Raw genomic sequence first — 14,593 nt, 5'->3', positions numbered from 1 at the left:
ATTACCAGTAAGTATAGGCCCATCGTGACAACTAACCTGCCGCTCGAAGAACACTACCATCCAGACCAGATTGAATCGGCCACCCAAGCCCACTGGGATGCCAACAAAAGCTTTAACGTAGCCGAAGATCCAAGCCGCAAAAAGTTTTACTGCCTGTCGATGTTCCCCTACCCCAGCGGCAAGCTGCACATGGGCCACGTACGCAACTACACCATTTCCGACGTGATTGCCCGCTACCAGCGCATGCAGGGTAAAAACGTGCTGCACCCCATGGGCTGGGATGCCTTCGGCCTGCCGGCAGAAAACGCGGCCATCAAGCACAAAACCGCACCGGCCAAGTGGACTTACTCCAACACCGATTACATGCGCAACCAGCTCAAGCGCCTGGGCTTTGGCTTTGATTGGAGCCGTGAAGTTACCACCTGCAAACCGGATTACTACAAGTGGGAGCAGTGGTTCTTCACCCGTCTGATTGAAAAGGGCCTGGCCTATAAAAAAGTCTCGGCGGTGAACTGGTGCCCCAACGACATGACGGTACTGGCCAACGAGCAGGTAATTGATGGCTGCTGCTGGCGCTGCGATTCAAAAGTCGAGCGCAAGGAAATCCCCCAGTGGTTTATTAAAATCACCGACTACGCCGAGCAACTGCTGAAGGATCTGGATCAGCTCGACGAGTGGCCAGAGCAGGTGCGCACCATGCAGCGCAACTGGATTGGCAAGAGCCAGGGCGTAGATATGACCTTCGCCCTAGAAGCGCCTGTGGGCGAACACACGGCATTTGATGTGTACACCACCCGGCCCGATACGCTCATGGGCGTTACCTACGTGAGCCTGGCCGCCGAGCACCCCATCAGCAAAAAGCTTGCAGAAAATAACCCGGCACTGGCGGCGTTTATTGCCGAGTGCAAAATCCAGTCTGTGTCTGAAGCCGATATGGCCACCATGGAGAAAAAGGGCGTAGACACCGGCATCAAAGCCCTGCACCCGCTCACAGGCGAGCCGGTAAGCGTGTGGGTGGCCAACTATGTGTTGATGGATTACGGCTCGGGCGCGGTAATGGCGGTGCCCGCCCACGACCAACGGGATTTCGAATTCGCGCAAAAATTCAATTTGCCCATCACCCAGGTGATTGACGGTGAAGGCGATTTAACGAAAGCCGCCATGGTGGAAAAGGGCACGCTGATCAACTCTGGCGAATTCAACGGCCTGGATTTCACCGCCGCCTTTAACGCCATCGCCAACAAACTTGAAAGCGAAGGCAAAGGCAAAATCACCACCAACTTCCGCCTGCGCGATTGGGGTGTGTCACGCCAGCGCTACTGGGGCGCGCCCATTCCTGTGATGTACTTGAACGGCGGCCAGGAAATTCCCGTGCCGGCCTCGCGCCTGCCCGTGCTGCTGCCGGAAGACGTCACCATGGATGGCGTGCACTCGCCCATCAAGCAAGATGAAAACTGGCGCAAAACCGAGATCGACGGCCAGGCGGCCGAGCACGAAACCGACACCTTCGACACCTTCATGGAGTCTTCCTGGTATTACGCCCGCTACACCTGTGCCAACTTTGAGGGCGGCATGATTGATAAAGCCGCCGCCGATTACTGGCTGCCGGTGGATCAATACGTAGGCGGCATCGAGCACGCCATTTTGCACCTGTTGTATGCGCGCTTTTTCCACAAACTGATGCGCGATGAAGGCCTGGTAAGTGGCGACGAGCCCTTCAAGCGCTTGTTGTGCCAAGGCATGGTGCTGAAAGACGGCACCAAGATGTCTAAATCAAAAGGCAACACCGTAGACCCGCAGGAACTGATCGACCAATACGGCGCAGACACAGTGCGCCTGTTCACCATGTTTGCCGCGCCACCGGAGCAATCGCTGGAGTGGAACGATGCAGGCGTTGAAGGCGCGCACCGCTTTTTGCGCAAGCTCTACAAAGCGGTGTATGCACACCAACAAGCAGGCCAGGCACCGGCACTGGATGCCAGCGCCTTGAGCGGTGCCCAAAAAGATTTGCGCCGCAAAACCCATGAAACCATTGCCAAGGTGAGCGACGACTACGGCCGCCGCCAAACCTTCAACACCGCCATTGCCGCGGTGATGGAATTACTCAACGAGGTGTCGCGCTTTGATCGCAAGGCCGAGCAGGATTTGGCCGTTGAGCGCGAAGCCTTGGAAGCCGCTGTGCAATTACTCGCACCTATTGTGCCGCACATTTGCCACACCCTGTGGCAGGCGCTGGGTCACGCCGACAACCTGCTGGATGCAGGCTGGCCCACGGTCGATGAGCAAGCACTGGTGAAAAGCGAGCTGGAACTGGTGGTGCAAATCAACGGCAAGGTGCGCGCTAAAATCACTGTGGCCGCCGATGCCGATAACGACAGCATCATCGCGCAGGCGCGCGCCAACGAAAACGTACAAAAGTTTTTGGAAGGCGTTGAAATCAAAATGTGCAAGGTAATCCCCGGCAAACTGGTGACCTTTGCCGTTAAATAACTTTCGGCAATGCGGGCAGCCGCCCGCTTACCCGAATCAAGCAAGGTTGTTATGAAAAATATTCTGGTTGTATTTTGCCTGTTACTGTTAAGCGCTTGTGGCTGGCACCTGAAAGGCTCACTGAAGCTGCCGGCGGATTTCACCCACATCGCCATTGAAGGCGCAAGCACCGAGCTGCATGCGGCACTGGCCAAACAGTTAAATGCAAGCGGCATTGCCATTGAGCCTAATGCTGCCAACGCCCGCTACCATTTGGTGGTAAGCGATGAAAAAAGTGATCGCCGCACCGCAGCCCTGGGCAGCGATGCCCTGGCCGCCCAATACGAGTACACAAGCCTTGCCCAATTCGAGTTTCGCAATCAGGCAGGTGAGCTGATGGGCACCCCCGATCAGGTGCAGGTAACCCGCACCGTTAACTTCGACAGCGGCCAGGTTTTGGGCGCGGCCAGCGAGGCTGAACTTGTTAAACGTGAAATGACCCAGGAATTGGCGAGCCAGATTATTCGCCGCTTAAGCTACCTGGCCAGCCGCACACAGGCAGACACACCTGCCACCGAACCCAAGGGTGCCGATGGCTCGCCTGCGTCCTGAACAATTAGCTGCCGCCCTTAAAAAAGGGCTTGAGCCCATTTACGTCATCAGCGGCGATGAACATCTACTGGTTCAGGAAGCCTGCGACGCCCTGCGCGCTAGCGCGCGCCAACAAGGCTTTACCGAGCGCGAGCGCTACCAGGCCGACAACCAATTTGAATGGCACCAGCTCAGCAACGCCGCGGCCAGCATGTCGCTGTTTGCCGATAAAAAAATCATTGAACTGCACATCCCCAATGGCAAGCCCGGCACCGAGGGCGGCAAGGCGCTGCAGCAATACGCGCAAAATCCGCCGGCAGATAACCTGCTACTTGTGGTACTGCCCAAGCTTGATCGCAATAGCCAGAAAGCCAAATGGTTTGGCGCGCTGGAAAGCGCTGGCGCCTTCGTGCAGGTGTGGCCCATCAACGCAGCCCAGTTGCCCCAGTGGCTCAACGCGCGCATTCAGCAGGCAGGCCTAAGCGCCGATCGCGCAGCCGTTGATATGCTGGCCACCCGCGTAGAAGGCAACCTGTTGGCGGCCGCGCAGGAAATCGAAAAACTCAAACTGCTTGCCGAAGACGGCCAGATTACCGCGCAGCTTTTGGCGAATGTGGTGGCCAACTCGGCGCGCTATGACGTGTTCGGGCTGGTAGATCGCGCGCTCATGGGTGATGCGCAGGGTGCGGTGCGCAACCTGCAAGGTTTACGCGGCGAAGGCACAGAACCTTTGGCCATTCTATGGGCGCTGGCCCGCGAAATCCGCAGCCTGATCCAGGTGGCCTATGGCGCGGCCAACGGCAGCAATTTCGATTGGGCCTGCAAACAGGCAGGCGTGTGGGATAGCCGCAAAGGGCTGGTAAAAAATGCCCTCAACCGCCTGCGACCGGCCGAGTTGGATGCACTGCTGCGCAAAGCCAATGGCATTGATCGCGCAGTAAAAGGCATGCGCAATGCAGAGCCCTGGGATGAGCTCCTGGATGTCATCTTGCACCTGGCGGGCGTGCGCAGCCTCACGCCCGCCAACACCCGCATGAGTTTGAGCCTGTAATTTTGGTGCGCGCAAGGTATGGGCGCTTACCGCAAACAGGAAAATCAAGCGCAACAAGATACTTGCCAACCCCTCGCGCTTGATTTCGCCTTTACAGCTTAAGTTTTTTCTTACTTTTCTACTTTCTTACTTTCTAGCTTTTCAAAAGCCAGAATAAAGCGGCTGCTTTTACCACGCACAGATTTATCAAACACGCTGATGCCCAGGTCATCTGTGGCATTTTCCAGCAATGCACTCTGTGAGTGCAGCGTGAATCCCGCCGTTGTTAACCTGTCTATCACAAAGGCTTTCTCAATTCGGTGTAAATTCTGCGCGGCTTCCACACCAGTACCGGCCTTAGCGTGATGATCCACAATCACCAAACGCCCACCGGGCTTTAGAGCGTTGTACAACTGCTGAATAAACGCTGCATCATCAATGGCGGGCCAGCTGTTTTCTTCACTCACAAAATACAAATCGTGAAAGCTTAAACCCATATAGATGAGATCCAGGCGCTGGCTGCCCAAACCCAGATCGGCCACTTCGCGATCGTGAATCACCGCAGCCGTGGGCTCACCTTCAAAACGCACGCCCACATCCGGGCCAACAAATTTCCGATAGGCTGCATTGTTGTGCACCAGCACCTTACCGGCGGGCCCGACGGCCGCTGCAAACAACTCGCTCCAGTAGCCGCCACCGGCAAAGATGTCGGCAATGGCAAAACCTGGCTTGATGTTCATCCAGGCAATTAACTCCGCCGCCTTGTCGCGCTGATCACGGGCGCGGTCTGCCTCTGAGCGATCTGCCGCGGCCAATACGCCCTGCACGTCATCGGAGCTTGCATACACACCCCAAGGCACAGACACCAATAACGCCAAGGCCAACACCTGCAGCCACACCCGCTTAATTACGTAATGCATTTCACCCTCCATTTTCTTTTTATATCCGCAAGCCCAAGTAACCGGGCCCAGAGTGGTACCACTTGGCACACTAGAAGCCCCTGCTGCCAGCTGCAAGTTATCTGCGACCAACCACCCTTGCCCCGTGCCAGGGTGAGCGCCCTCACAGGCCCGAAGCTGCGCCAGATCGCAAACCCCAAAGCCACAGCCTGCGCAAAAGCACACTGCCCGGTATTTCACCTACCAGAAATTCGGCTGCAATTTGGCACAAGCATGAAATATTAAATTCCTACAAGCTATAGCCACAATAATTATTGATTCAATCCCGCCAATGCCTGAAAATTGGCTGAAAAAGGACACACTCCATGAAGCTGCGCTACGCGCTACTGATTTCAGCACTCCTTGCAAATTACTGTTACGCAAACCCACCGGTCAACCTGGAGGGCTGGTATCTCTACAAAATGGGCAGCGTCGAGTTGTATTCCGACATGCATGTAGATGTTGCCGAGGAGATACTCTCCGACTTTTCGAGCACCAAACTGGCAATAGATAAACTCTTACGTGCTCCAATAGCTAGCACCCTGAAACCATTTACCCTCTATATATTTGAGCGTAATTCAGACTACACAGATCTCGTAGGTCACCAGGCTTGTGCGCTGTTTAACACCCCGGATTCCAGGAATTCGAGCATTGTTATCTGGCAGATACCAAGACAAAGTTCACTCAACACACTACTGTTGTTTAACTATCACTATGCCCAACATCTGATGCATATCGAAAAGACCTATGATTTTCCACAGTGGTTTAGTGTAGGCGCCGGGCTTTTTTATGCCACACTGGAAGAAAAACGGGGAAACTTCACTCTTGGCGGACTCTCCAGATACCAAATTTCAATCTTGGAGCCTGATCCTAAGATTAGAAATAAATTATTACCCATTGATATTTTGCTTGCACCACGGCATAAAAAATCACTCCATAACAAAACCGGATTTCACTTTACGTCTCTGTTATTAACGCACTATTTATTTCTAGGCCATCACAACGGGTTTTCGGATAAAACCGGGCAGCTAACCCATTATTTAGCACTTACCAACACCGGCATCACCTCTGAACAAGCCTTTGAGCAAGCATTTTCTCTCACGCTGGATGAGTTGGAGGTTGAATTCAAAAGATACACCATGCTTAGAAGCTTTCCGGTAATCACACTACCTATAATAACCAAGAAAAATCCGCACATTGAAAAAGCGGCCCTTGAACCTGCGCAGGTTGCCATGCTGCTTCACCCCCTTGCAGTCGATCGCAGCAACCATCAACTCGCCCAGAATCTGCTTAATTTTGCACATCAGAAACATAAAGAAACCAAGGCGCAGGCGCCAGACAAAGCCTATTGAGTAAATCACCGTGCATGGGCAAAGCCTTGGCACAGAGCGACAGCCAAGCGCAATAGCCAGCAAAAACCAGCAACAACTTATCGCCACAACCGATAGCTGCCATCGCGCAGACAAATGGCATACACGGCACCCCGCTTAAAATTTAAAATTCCAAAATAATACGCAACTATTACCCATTGATCCCAAACCCCAATCGTTCGAAAATTGCCAAAAAAAGGACGAAACACATGAAGTATTTTTTAAAAGCCATTTTGGCCGCACTTTTGTTGGCCGGCGCCCCCGCCTTTGCCGGTGTGAACCTTGAAGGCTGGCAGCTGTATAAAACCGACGGGTTTGAGATTTATACCGACATTCACGAAGACGAAGCCCGTGAAATGCTCACCGATTTCATGCGAATCAAGCAGGTCGTCGGTGATGCACTCGGCGTTAAATCCGATAGAAGGCTTGCGCCCTTTACCTTGTATTTGTTTGATAGCCGCAAAGACTTTCTTCAAATGGGCAAGGGCCCGCTAGTTGCAGGTTACTACACAGAACTATCGCTGGAACCCACCATGGTGATGCGCCAGCAGTCAAAGCGCAGCAGCTTAAGCACCATAGAAGTGCTAAGCCATGAATACCTTCCTTATCTGGTAAGGGCCATGAGCGGCCAACGCTTTCCCCGCTGGTTCGACGAAGGCATTGCCCACTTCTACTCCACCCTTAAAGTTAAGCGCGGGGAGATTTACCTGGGTGATGTACCTGAAGACCTCCAGTGGACACTGCAGCGAGGCGGCACTTTTAACGGTCGCCTGCTGCCCGTTGAAGCGCTGTTAGCACCCAAACCCGAACATCAAAATATAGCCGATTACACTAGCAGGCTGTATGCAACCTCATGGCTGCTAACCCACTATATGTATTTGGGCCACCTGAACGGTTTTTCAGATAAAACCGCGCAATTGGCGCGCTATTTAAGCCTGACAAGCAGCGGCCTTGGCTCTGAAGAGGCATTTAATCAGGCCTTCTCCCTGTCTATGGATGAGCTTGAAAAAGAGCTTAAACAGTATGCAGCGCTCAAGAGCATGTCTGTTATGGGGCTGCCCTTTGTGGAGCCAAAATTTAAAATCAAGCATCAGCCCATTGATGAAGCCGGCATGGCCATTCATATTTATTACCTGGCGCAAGCCCGGGGCCAGCAGGAATTGGCGCAAGAACTGCTGGACTTTGCCCTAGAGAAAAAGCACCCAACGGCGCTCGCAATAACAACCAACCGCAAGGTTTTGGCGGAAGACTATGCAGGCGCACTGGCAGATATTACCGCCTTTAAAAAACACAGCAGCGATGTGCGTGAGCCATTTGCCTTAAGCACAATGGCCGATGCCATGTTACGTATCGCAAACGTCCAGCCGGGCCTGACAGATTTGCGTGATGATGCCATTACACTACTTAACCAGGCCGAAAAACTGAGGCCCTCCCCCTACCATCACTTTCGCTCCATGCAGGCGCACTGGGATCAAAACCGGCACAACCAATCCATTCGCTCGGCAATACAGCTGATTAAAATGATGCCTTCCAGCGCTGCAGTAAACCTGCACGTGGGTAACTATATGCTAAAGGCCAAGCATTACGACTACGCAGAACATTTTTTACAAAATGCCCTGAACTGGTCTCACAGCGAGTGGATTACCGAGGAAGCCCAGCGCTATTTAGATCAGCTAAACCTGCAAAAACAACAGGCCGCAAGCAACGCTCCGGCTGCCAAGGCCAAGCACGAAAACACAAGCAGCTAGGCCACACACAGGCAGCCAGGTGCCTGGCTGCCTGCACTCCCCCCCCAAATTCACAGGCAACGCGACTCAATCAAGGGGCACCCGAAGCCCCACCTGCAGTCACTCATCTTCTTCAAACACCCAGGCCCTGCAAGGGTTTACCGCACCCGGTAACGCTCAGGGCAGTGTGCGGCCATCGAGCGCCACCAAACCACCTTGCCGTAAAACTGCACAGGGGCATGGGCCTTAAAAAAATGTTTCACGCCTTGGGAATAAAACCCAAGCCCGCGCGTTAACAGGGTGAACCAACCACAAAGAGGATTACCCAATGTTTAAACACACTTTGTTATTCGCCGCTTGTACGTTTATTTCCAGTGCAGCCTTCAGCCAACAGGCAAGCCTGAACGCTGAGGCCTCAGCCAGCGCATCCATGCAGGCAGACAACGGCCGCTACAGCGCCCAGCTAAGCAGCCAGCAATCTGCCGAGGCAAGCTCTGAAGCGCCGGCGAATGCCCAAACCAATGGCGAGGCAAGCGCAAATGGCAATGCCACCGCCGGCGATACCAACAACACCGGCGCCGAAGCCCGCGAAAACGCAACCAGCCAATCAACCATGGCCGCTGCGATGCTAACGGCAACCGGCACGGCCACGGCTAACGGTGCCTTAACGCAAGCCTCTGACGGTGTCGCAAACCTGCAAGCGGGCCTCAATAGCACAGCCCAACTGGCCACAGCTACAAGCGCTGAATTAGCTAGCAAGAGTACTGCTACCGCTCAAAGCCGGTTAGTGGATGGTGCACAAATGGGTGCCGAGCTTACCAGCGAGCTGAATACCGGTGCCGGCCAGGCAACAGCGATTGATGCCCCTGCGAGCAACAGTGAGCTGCCCGCCCAGCCCGAGCTTGCCGGCAGCGGCAATGGCGCCTTGGCTGCTAACCAAAAGGTTGATGGCTCGGCTGCCTCAACCCTGGAAACTGCAATGAATTCCGCGGCATTGGAAACCGCCACCACAGGCGCCGTTTCAAGTGCCGTGGAGGGCTCTGTGGGCGGTGCCATTGATAACGCCATCAATGGCAGCGTTACCGCAGCGGTAGACAGCGCGGTAGAAGCCGCCGTGAGCGAACAGCTAACCGGCGCGGTTAACGACCTAGTGGCCGCAACGGTCAGCGAACAGGTAAATAGCGCCGTTAATGCAGCCGTTGATGCCTCTGTAAGCGATGCCATTACCGGCCAACTGTAACGTTTATGCGCGGTGCCTAGCACCGCGCTTTTCTACTGATACCTCACAACTTTTTGCCCGCTTCTGGAGAACACCATGAACACGCAGCCCACCCCCTTCGCCAAGGCTTTGGCTCGCAAAAACAACGCCCGCCTCAACCAAACCATCAACTTCAAGCAAGCCCATTCCTTGGGGCTGGCATTGGGCGCTGGCCTCTTGGGTGGCCTTTGCGTGCTTGCCAGCAGCGCCACATTGGCAGAGGCAACCCCCAAACATAAGCCGAACGTTCAGTTAAACCTTGCGCTCGGTGCCGAACACGATAGCAACGTAAGTCTGAAAGAGCTGGATCAGGCAACCAACGAGTCAGATTGGGCCACCACAATTAATGCAGGCCTTAAAGGCCAGTGGCAGGCATCACCTACCTTGAAGCTGCGCGCAGGCCTTAACCACAGCGGCAAGTACTACCAAACCTTTGATGAATTCAATCTTGATATCAGCGCGGCCAACCTGGAAGCCAGTTACGATTTTGCACACCTTACCTTGGGCGCGACCGCTCATTACGCCTATGCCCGGCTAGATCAGAAAGCGTTTATGCAGTTAACCCAAACAGAAATTTTTGCCAGCAAGTTAATTAACCACACGGTTTTTGTACGTGCCAAAACCGCCCGGCAACAAAAGCAATTTGCAGACCTGGATGCACGCAATGCCCACAACCAAGCCTGGGGCGCCGATGCCTTTTGGTTTTTAAATGCCGGCAGAAGCTTTTTGCATGCAGGGGTTGATACCGATTCAGAAACTGCAACAGATAGCCAGTTCAACTACGATGGCCTAAACCTGCGCCTGGGTTACACCACCGAGGTGGCAATAGCCGGCGTTGAAAACACCCTTAAGCTCGGCATGCGCTATGTGGGGCGAGACTACGCAGGCCACGTAACCTTAAACGAAACCACCAATGCCCTCGGCCAAACCGAAACAACCCAAGGCCGCCGCGCCGATCAACAGTACCACTATGAAGCCAGCTGGACTCTGCCACTGGGCGACACATTAAGCCTGGCAGCCAAAGTACACCTGGCCGACTACCAATCCAATTTGGCCAGCGCCGATTACCGCGAAACCCTGACCTCACTGCAACTGCAGTCTCATTTTTAGCGGGCCGCAAGCAAGGCTTGCCCGCTTTTTCTATCGCGCCGGCATGTGTTTGCATGCCGGCTTTTTTATTGCTGGTAAGGCGCGGCCTGCACAGGCATAAAGCTAGAAAGTAACGCTAGGGTAACAGCACTGCTGCCCCACAAATTTACAGGCATGGAATATGGGGCGGAGTTTGTGACCGTCACCTGCATGGGTTTAAGCGCCCGCTGGCAAAGCAAGGCTTTGCGGGTGCTTAAACGCCTACACGCTGTGCTTGTAGGCAGGCCCCGAAGGGCGGGTGTCGAAACTAGATGGGTATGACAAACGGTTGCATCGCAGCAATGCCAGCCGTCATACGCCAAGCGCTTTGCTCGCAGGCCGGCCCCGAAGGGTATTTACGTCGTGTCACAAACTGCGCTCCAGATTTCATGTCCAGATATCGCTTGGAAACTCTGCGATATAAGTAGTTTCAACGCCTGTTTTGCATGGAGACTTAAACTATGGGACAGCAGTGGGGGTAACAGCAGGTATTTTCTCCCGCTGACAAATATTCAAAGCACGCTATACAAATCAGCGAAAAACATCTAACGCCAAGAAACACAGCGCGCGCGCAAGCCCAAGCGGGAAGAATTCAAGCAAAGGGGCTGCGCGCGCTATTGCACCCAGCCAACACCAAACACAGGGTCGCGCCCGGGCATGCCCAAATCCACTGCCGCTTGCTGTAAATCGTCAAGGGCTTGAGCCAGGCTTTTGCCCTCTGCCAACGCGCAGGCAAGCCGCGCTGTAACCAAGGGTGCCGCCATTGAAGTACCCGTTTCATGGCCCCAAGGCCGGGTTTGTTGGCTGCTCATTGCGCGTGCGGTGGCGACACTAACACCTAGCGCCGCAAAATCCACCTGCTCGCCCTGATTGGCCCAGCGATACACCGCCTGCTGTTGATCAATTGCCGTAACCCCAACCACGCCGGGAAAAGCTGCCGGGTATAGGGGTGGCGATGCCGGGCCTTCGTTACCCACCGCCGCCACCACCGCTATCTGCTGGCGTGAAATACCGGCAATGGCCGCAGCCAGTAATTTGTTGGGTGGGCCTGCGAGCGACAAATTAATGGCCACAACGCGCTCGCTTGCCAGCCAGTTCAGCGCCTGCAGCAAACTTTGGGTTGTGGCCCCCTGTGAGTAATCCGAGCGCCCGTAAAAGGCCGAGGCCGCATACAACTGGCTGCCAGGCAATCTGGCTTGCGCCTGTGTGCTGCCCTCTGGCCGCCGCCCTACTAGCAAACCCGCCACCGCTGTACCGTGCGCCTGCTGCTGCGCCAGAGGTTCGGCCAAACCTTCGGGTAAAAAGTTTTGGTGGGTAATTGCCACCGATTCAAAGGCAGGGTGATCCGCTTGTACCGCGGTATCCACCATGCCCACGCGCGCCGCCACCGGGCACTGAAAGCCAGGCGCGGCTGTGGCAGGCTCAAGGTCTTGGCTGGGCGCACGCTGGCTTGCATAGGTGTGATTGCGATCAAGGCCTGCGTGGGTTGCCGCTGGCAGCAAGGCTTCCAGTGCCTGGCGGTTATCCAGCTCTGCGCTTACCTGTATACGCACCACCGTCAAACCCAGTGCCGGCAAGGCCTGACGGCTAAGCTCGGCAATGCCTGCCTGCACCAGCGAAGCCTGCTCGCCATCGGGCAGCCACACCAACCACTCGCGCGCAACAGCCCGCCAGCCGTCTTCCACGGTGACTTCTTCAAAGGCCGGGGTGCCATCAGCGCCCATAATAGGTAGCGCACCCGGGAGCTTGGCCAAGGGGTTGGCAAGGGCGCGGGTAACCGGGTCGAGGGCGGCTTCCCGGGCTTGGGCCTCGGCAATGCGCGCCCGATCACGGGCAGCCTCGGCGGCCTGATCCAGGCGCTCGCGCACAAGGCCGGCAGGCGCACCCAAAGGCTCAAGGGGGGTGGTCACGGCCTCGGTATTCACCAGCTGGGCCTGCGCCTGCCACGACAAAAGTGCGGCAGTTAGCAAGCTTGCTGCGCAGGCGGTGCGTTTTACATTCATGATGGTTATCCTTGGGGCCGCTTAAATGCAGCCGACTGATAGGCTAGAGGATTAACGGGCTCAGGTTCAAGCGCCTAAAAAGGCCCGGCCCTATAGCACTAACGGCCCGCCTCAAAAAAAATTCCGATTAAATGGAATAAAACCTCTACTGCCCCGTTAACAGGGTGAAACAAGGGGAAATAAACCAATGCACCAAGAACTTACCGAACTCCTGCCAGCGCTCAGACGCTTCGCCTACTCCCTTACCGGGCAAATGGCCGATGCCGATGACCTGCTGCAAAACACGGTTGAAAAGCTGCTCAGCAAGCCCGTGCCGGCAGATGTTCCACTGGCAAAGTGGGCTTTTAGAGTGTGCCGCAATCAATGGATTGACGAATACCGCGCCCAGAAAGTGCGCCACACCGCAGCCGCAACCGGCGAGCTGAGTGAAGGCCAGGTAATCGACGGCGCCCACGCCGTTGAACAGGAAATCACGCTCGAGCGCGTCAACCGCGCCATGGACACACTGCCAGACGATCAGCGCTCTATTTTATCGCTGGTATGCCTGCAGGGCCTGGCCTACAAAGACGTAGCCGAGATTTTAAGCATCCCCATGGGCACAGTGATGAGCCGCCTGGCCCGGGCCCGGGCCGCACTCGCCAACGCAATGAATGCCAAAGCACAGAGGATTACCGCATGAACATTACCGATGAAACCCTGTCTGCCTTTTTGGATGCAGAACTTGCACCTGATGAGATGGAAACCGTGCGTGCACGCATTGCCGACGACGAAACCCTGGCCAACCGGCTGGCGGAACTGGCCAGTGCCGAAACCTTGGTGCGCGAAACCTACAGCGCAATAGACGAAACCCCTATGCCCGCAGCCATCACAGAGGCAATTGCAAACGCCGCGCGCCAAACCGCCGAGGCCCCCACGCAAACCAAAGCCCGGGTACTGCGCTTTCCCACCTTTGGCCGCCAGCATTTGGCCATGGCCGCCAGCATCGCCTTTGCCGTGGGCTTTGGCCTGAGCCACTTGCTAGACACACAACAGGCAGGCACCAGTGCCAGCTGGCACACCGTCGCCCAGGCCCTTGAAACCACGCCCAGTGGCAGCACCCTGGCACTCGGCAAAAGTACTGCAGTAACACCGCGCGTCACCTTTACCAACGCCCAAGGGCTGGTTTGCCGGCAGTACCAGGTAGAAACGGCGCACAACAATACCCAGGCCGTGGCCTGCCGCGGTGCCAATGAATGGCACAAGGTGGCCGCCATGACCACCGAAGCAGCAGAGCCCGGCACCCAATACCAAACCGCAAGCGGCACCAACCCCATCAACCTGGTGGTAGATCAAATGGCGGTTGGCCCGTTTTTAAATCAAACCCAAGAAGCAGACGCCATTGCCAATCAATGGCAGCTAGCGCAATAGCAACCCGTAACTTCGTGAGGTGAGCCATGAAAACTCTTATTACAGCAGTACTTATTTCTCTGGCACTGGCAGGCTGTGCCAGCCACAGCGGCTACAAAGCAGCCAAGGGCGGCAGCTACGGTTACTCGGAAACAGAGATCAGCGAAAACCGGTACCGCATCGACTACAAGGCCAAAAGCCGTCAGGTAAGCAAGGCGAAAAACTACGCACTGCTACGTGCAGCCGAACTCACACAGGAACAAGGTTTCGACTGGTTTGTGGTGGTAGATCGCGAAACCCGCGTTGAAAAATCCGAAGAGCGTGTGAACACCAGCATGCAAACCGGGCAAACAGTCACCAAAAGCTGTGGCCTGCTGGGCTGCACTACGCAAACCCGGCCAAACACCCAATACGGTGTGGGCGTAAGCAGTTCACTGGGCACAGATGAAGCGGTGGCAAGCCTTGAAATCCGCATGGGTAAAGGCGTCAAACCCGCCAGTGGCGATGTGTACGACGCCCGCGAAATTCAGGCAAGCCTCGGCTCACAAAAATAGCCCAAGGCCTGCAAAAACCCGCGCTATATTAACTGGCAACGCCAGATACACACCGAACACTTAAGCCAATAAAGTGCTCGGTGTGTTTTGCATTAACGCGTGAAATTTCGCGACGAGTATCAAAAGGAAAATAGAAAAT

The 14,593-nt window shown here is 55.3% G+C and carries 12 protein-coding genes; 10 read left to right on the top strand and 2 right to left on the bottom strand.

Translation table 11 applies throughout. The annotated features are described in order from the left end of the window. Positions 1–24 precede the first annotated feature (24 nt). The 3 genes from leuS to holA are packed head-to-tail and all read left to right on the top strand — an operon-like array spanning position 25 to position 4,111. Entirely contained in the window at positions 25–2,490 is a 2,466-nt protein-coding gene (gene leuS / locus L1F30_RS04230) for a leucine--tRNA ligase (RefSeq protein ID WP_253359807.1), read from the top strand. 51 nt (positions 2,491–2,541) lie between these two features. Then, positions 2,542–3,081, top strand: coding sequence for an LPS assembly lipoprotein LptE (lptE, locus tag L1F30_RS04225; RefSeq protein ID WP_253359805.1), 540 nt, complete (start codon positions 2,542–2,544; stop codon positions 3,079–3,081). Further along, positions 3,062–4,111 carry a DNA polymerase III subunit delta gene (holA, locus tag L1F30_RS04220; RefSeq protein WP_253359798.1) on the top strand — a complete coding sequence of 350 codons (1,050 nt, stop codon included), beginning with the start codon at positions 3,062–3,064 and terminating at the stop codon, positions 4,109–4,111. The genes lptE and holA overlap by 20 nt, the downstream gene beginning before the upstream one ends. A 110-nt stretch (positions 4,112–4,221) precedes the next feature. Here the strand turns inward: holA and L1F30_RS04215 are convergent, their stop codons facing one another. Further along, complete coding sequence (locus L1F30_RS04215) at positions 4,222–5,010, bottom strand: class I SAM-dependent methyltransferase (protein ID WP_253359796.1); 789 nt, start codon at positions 5,008–5,010, stop codon at positions 4,222–4,224. A 344-nt stretch (positions 5,011–5,354) separates the two neighbouring features. Between L1F30_RS04215 and L1F30_RS04210 the strand changes: the two genes are divergently transcribed. From L1F30_RS04210 to L1F30_RS04195, 4 genes are all read left to right on the top strand, one after another. Continuing rightward, the gene (locus tag L1F30_RS04210) at positions 5,355–6,380 is read left to right on the top strand and encodes a hypothetical protein (protein WP_253359795.1); all 1,026 of its coding nucleotides are present in this window, start codon (positions 5,355–5,357) and stop codon (positions 6,378–6,380) included. A 227-nt stretch (positions 6,381–6,607) separates the two neighbouring features. After that, complete coding sequence (locus tag L1F30_RS04205) at positions 6,608–8,146, top strand: M48 family metallopeptidase (protein WP_253359793.1); 1,539 nt, start codon at positions 6,608–6,610, stop codon at positions 8,144–8,146. A gap of 307 nt (positions 8,147–8,453) precedes the next feature. Continuing rightward, on the top strand, positions 8,454–9,365 hold the full coding sequence (locus L1F30_RS04200; RefSeq protein WP_253359791.1) for a hypothetical protein: 912 nt from the start codon (positions 8,454–8,456) through the stop codon (positions 9,363–9,365). Between the two features lie 75 nt (positions 9,366–9,440). After that, positions 9,441–10,493: a hypothetical protein gene (locus tag L1F30_RS04195; protein ID WP_253359789.1), complete on the top strand. Its 1,053-nt coding sequence runs from the start codon at positions 9,441–9,443 to the stop codon at positions 10,491–10,493. 632 nt (positions 10,494–11,125) lie between these two features. On the opposite strand, the gene L1F30_RS04190 is transcribed toward L1F30_RS04195, so the two are convergent. Further along, positions 11,126–12,514 carry a S8 family serine peptidase gene (locus L1F30_RS04190; protein ID WP_253359787.1) on the bottom strand — a complete coding sequence of 463 codons (1,389 nt, stop codon included), beginning with the start codon at positions 12,512–12,514 and terminating at the stop codon, positions 11,126–11,128. Between the two features lie 187 nt (positions 12,515–12,701). Between L1F30_RS04190 and L1F30_RS04185 the strand changes: the two genes are divergently transcribed. The 3 genes from L1F30_RS04185 to L1F30_RS04175 are packed head-to-tail and all read left to right on the top strand — an operon-like array spanning position 12,702 to position 14,454. Then, on the top strand, positions 12,702–13,193 hold the full coding sequence (locus L1F30_RS04185; protein ID WP_253359785.1) for an RNA polymerase sigma factor: 492 nt from the start codon (positions 12,702–12,704) through the stop codon (positions 13,191–13,193). After that, positions 13,190–13,921, top strand: coding sequence for an anti-sigma factor (locus tag L1F30_RS04180; protein ID WP_253359783.1), 732 nt, complete (start codon positions 13,190–13,192; stop codon positions 13,919–13,921). Before L1F30_RS04185 ends, L1F30_RS04180 begins: the two co-directional genes overlap by 4 nt. Positions 13,922–13,947: 26 nt before the next feature. Beyond that, on the top strand, positions 13,948–14,454 hold the full coding sequence (locus tag L1F30_RS04175) for a hypothetical protein (protein ID WP_253359781.1): 507 nt from the start codon (positions 13,948–13,950) through the stop codon (positions 14,452–14,454). Positions 14,455–14,593 lie beyond the last annotated feature (139 nt).

Source organism: Simiduia sp. 21SJ11W-1, assembly GCF_024138675.1.
Lineage (GTDB): Bacteria > Pseudomonadota > Gammaproteobacteria > Pseudomonadales > Cellvibrionaceae > Simiduia.
This window is presented reverse-complemented; position numbering and strand designations above follow the sequence as displayed.

Coding starts and splice junctions, on each gene's coding strand:
- L1F30_RS04200 (WP_253359791.1), top strand. CDS start 8,454: ATGTTTAAACACACTTTGTTATTCGCCGCTTGTACGTTTATTTCCAGT.
- L1F30_RS04195 (WP_253359789.1), top strand. CDS start 9,441: ATGAACACGCAGCCCACCCCCTTCGCCAAGGCTTTGGCTCGCAAAAAC.
- lptE (WP_253359805.1), top strand. CDS start 2,542: ATGAAAAATATTCTGGTTGTATTTTGCCTGTTACTGTTAAGCGCTTGT.
- L1F30_RS04215 (WP_253359796.1), bottom strand. CDS start 5,010: ATGCATTACGTAATTAAGCGGGTGTGGCTGCAGGTGTTGGCCTTGGCG.
- L1F30_RS04210 (WP_253359795.1), top strand. CDS start 5,355: ATGAAGCTGCGCTACGCGCTACTGATTTCAGCACTCCTTGCAAATTAC.
- L1F30_RS04185 (WP_253359785.1), top strand. CDS start 12,702: ATGCACCAAGAACTTACCGAACTCCTGCCAGCGCTCAGACGCTTCGCC.
- L1F30_RS04180 (WP_253359783.1), top strand. CDS start 13,190: ATGAACATTACCGATGAAACCCTGTCTGCCTTTTTGGATGCAGAACTT.
- L1F30_RS04205 (WP_253359793.1), top strand. CDS start 6,608: ATGAAGTATTTTTTAAAAGCCATTTTGGCCGCACTTTTGTTGGCCGGC.
- holA (WP_253359798.1), top strand. CDS start 3,062: ATGGCTCGCCTGCGTCCTGAACAATTAGCTGCCGCCCTTAAAAAAGGG.
- L1F30_RS04190 (WP_253359787.1), bottom strand. CDS start 12,514: ATGAATGTAAAACGCACCGCCTGCGCAGCAAGCTTGCTAACTGCCGCA.
- L1F30_RS04175 (WP_253359781.1), top strand. CDS start 13,948: ATGAAAACTCTTATTACAGCAGTACTTATTTCTCTGGCACTGGCAGGC.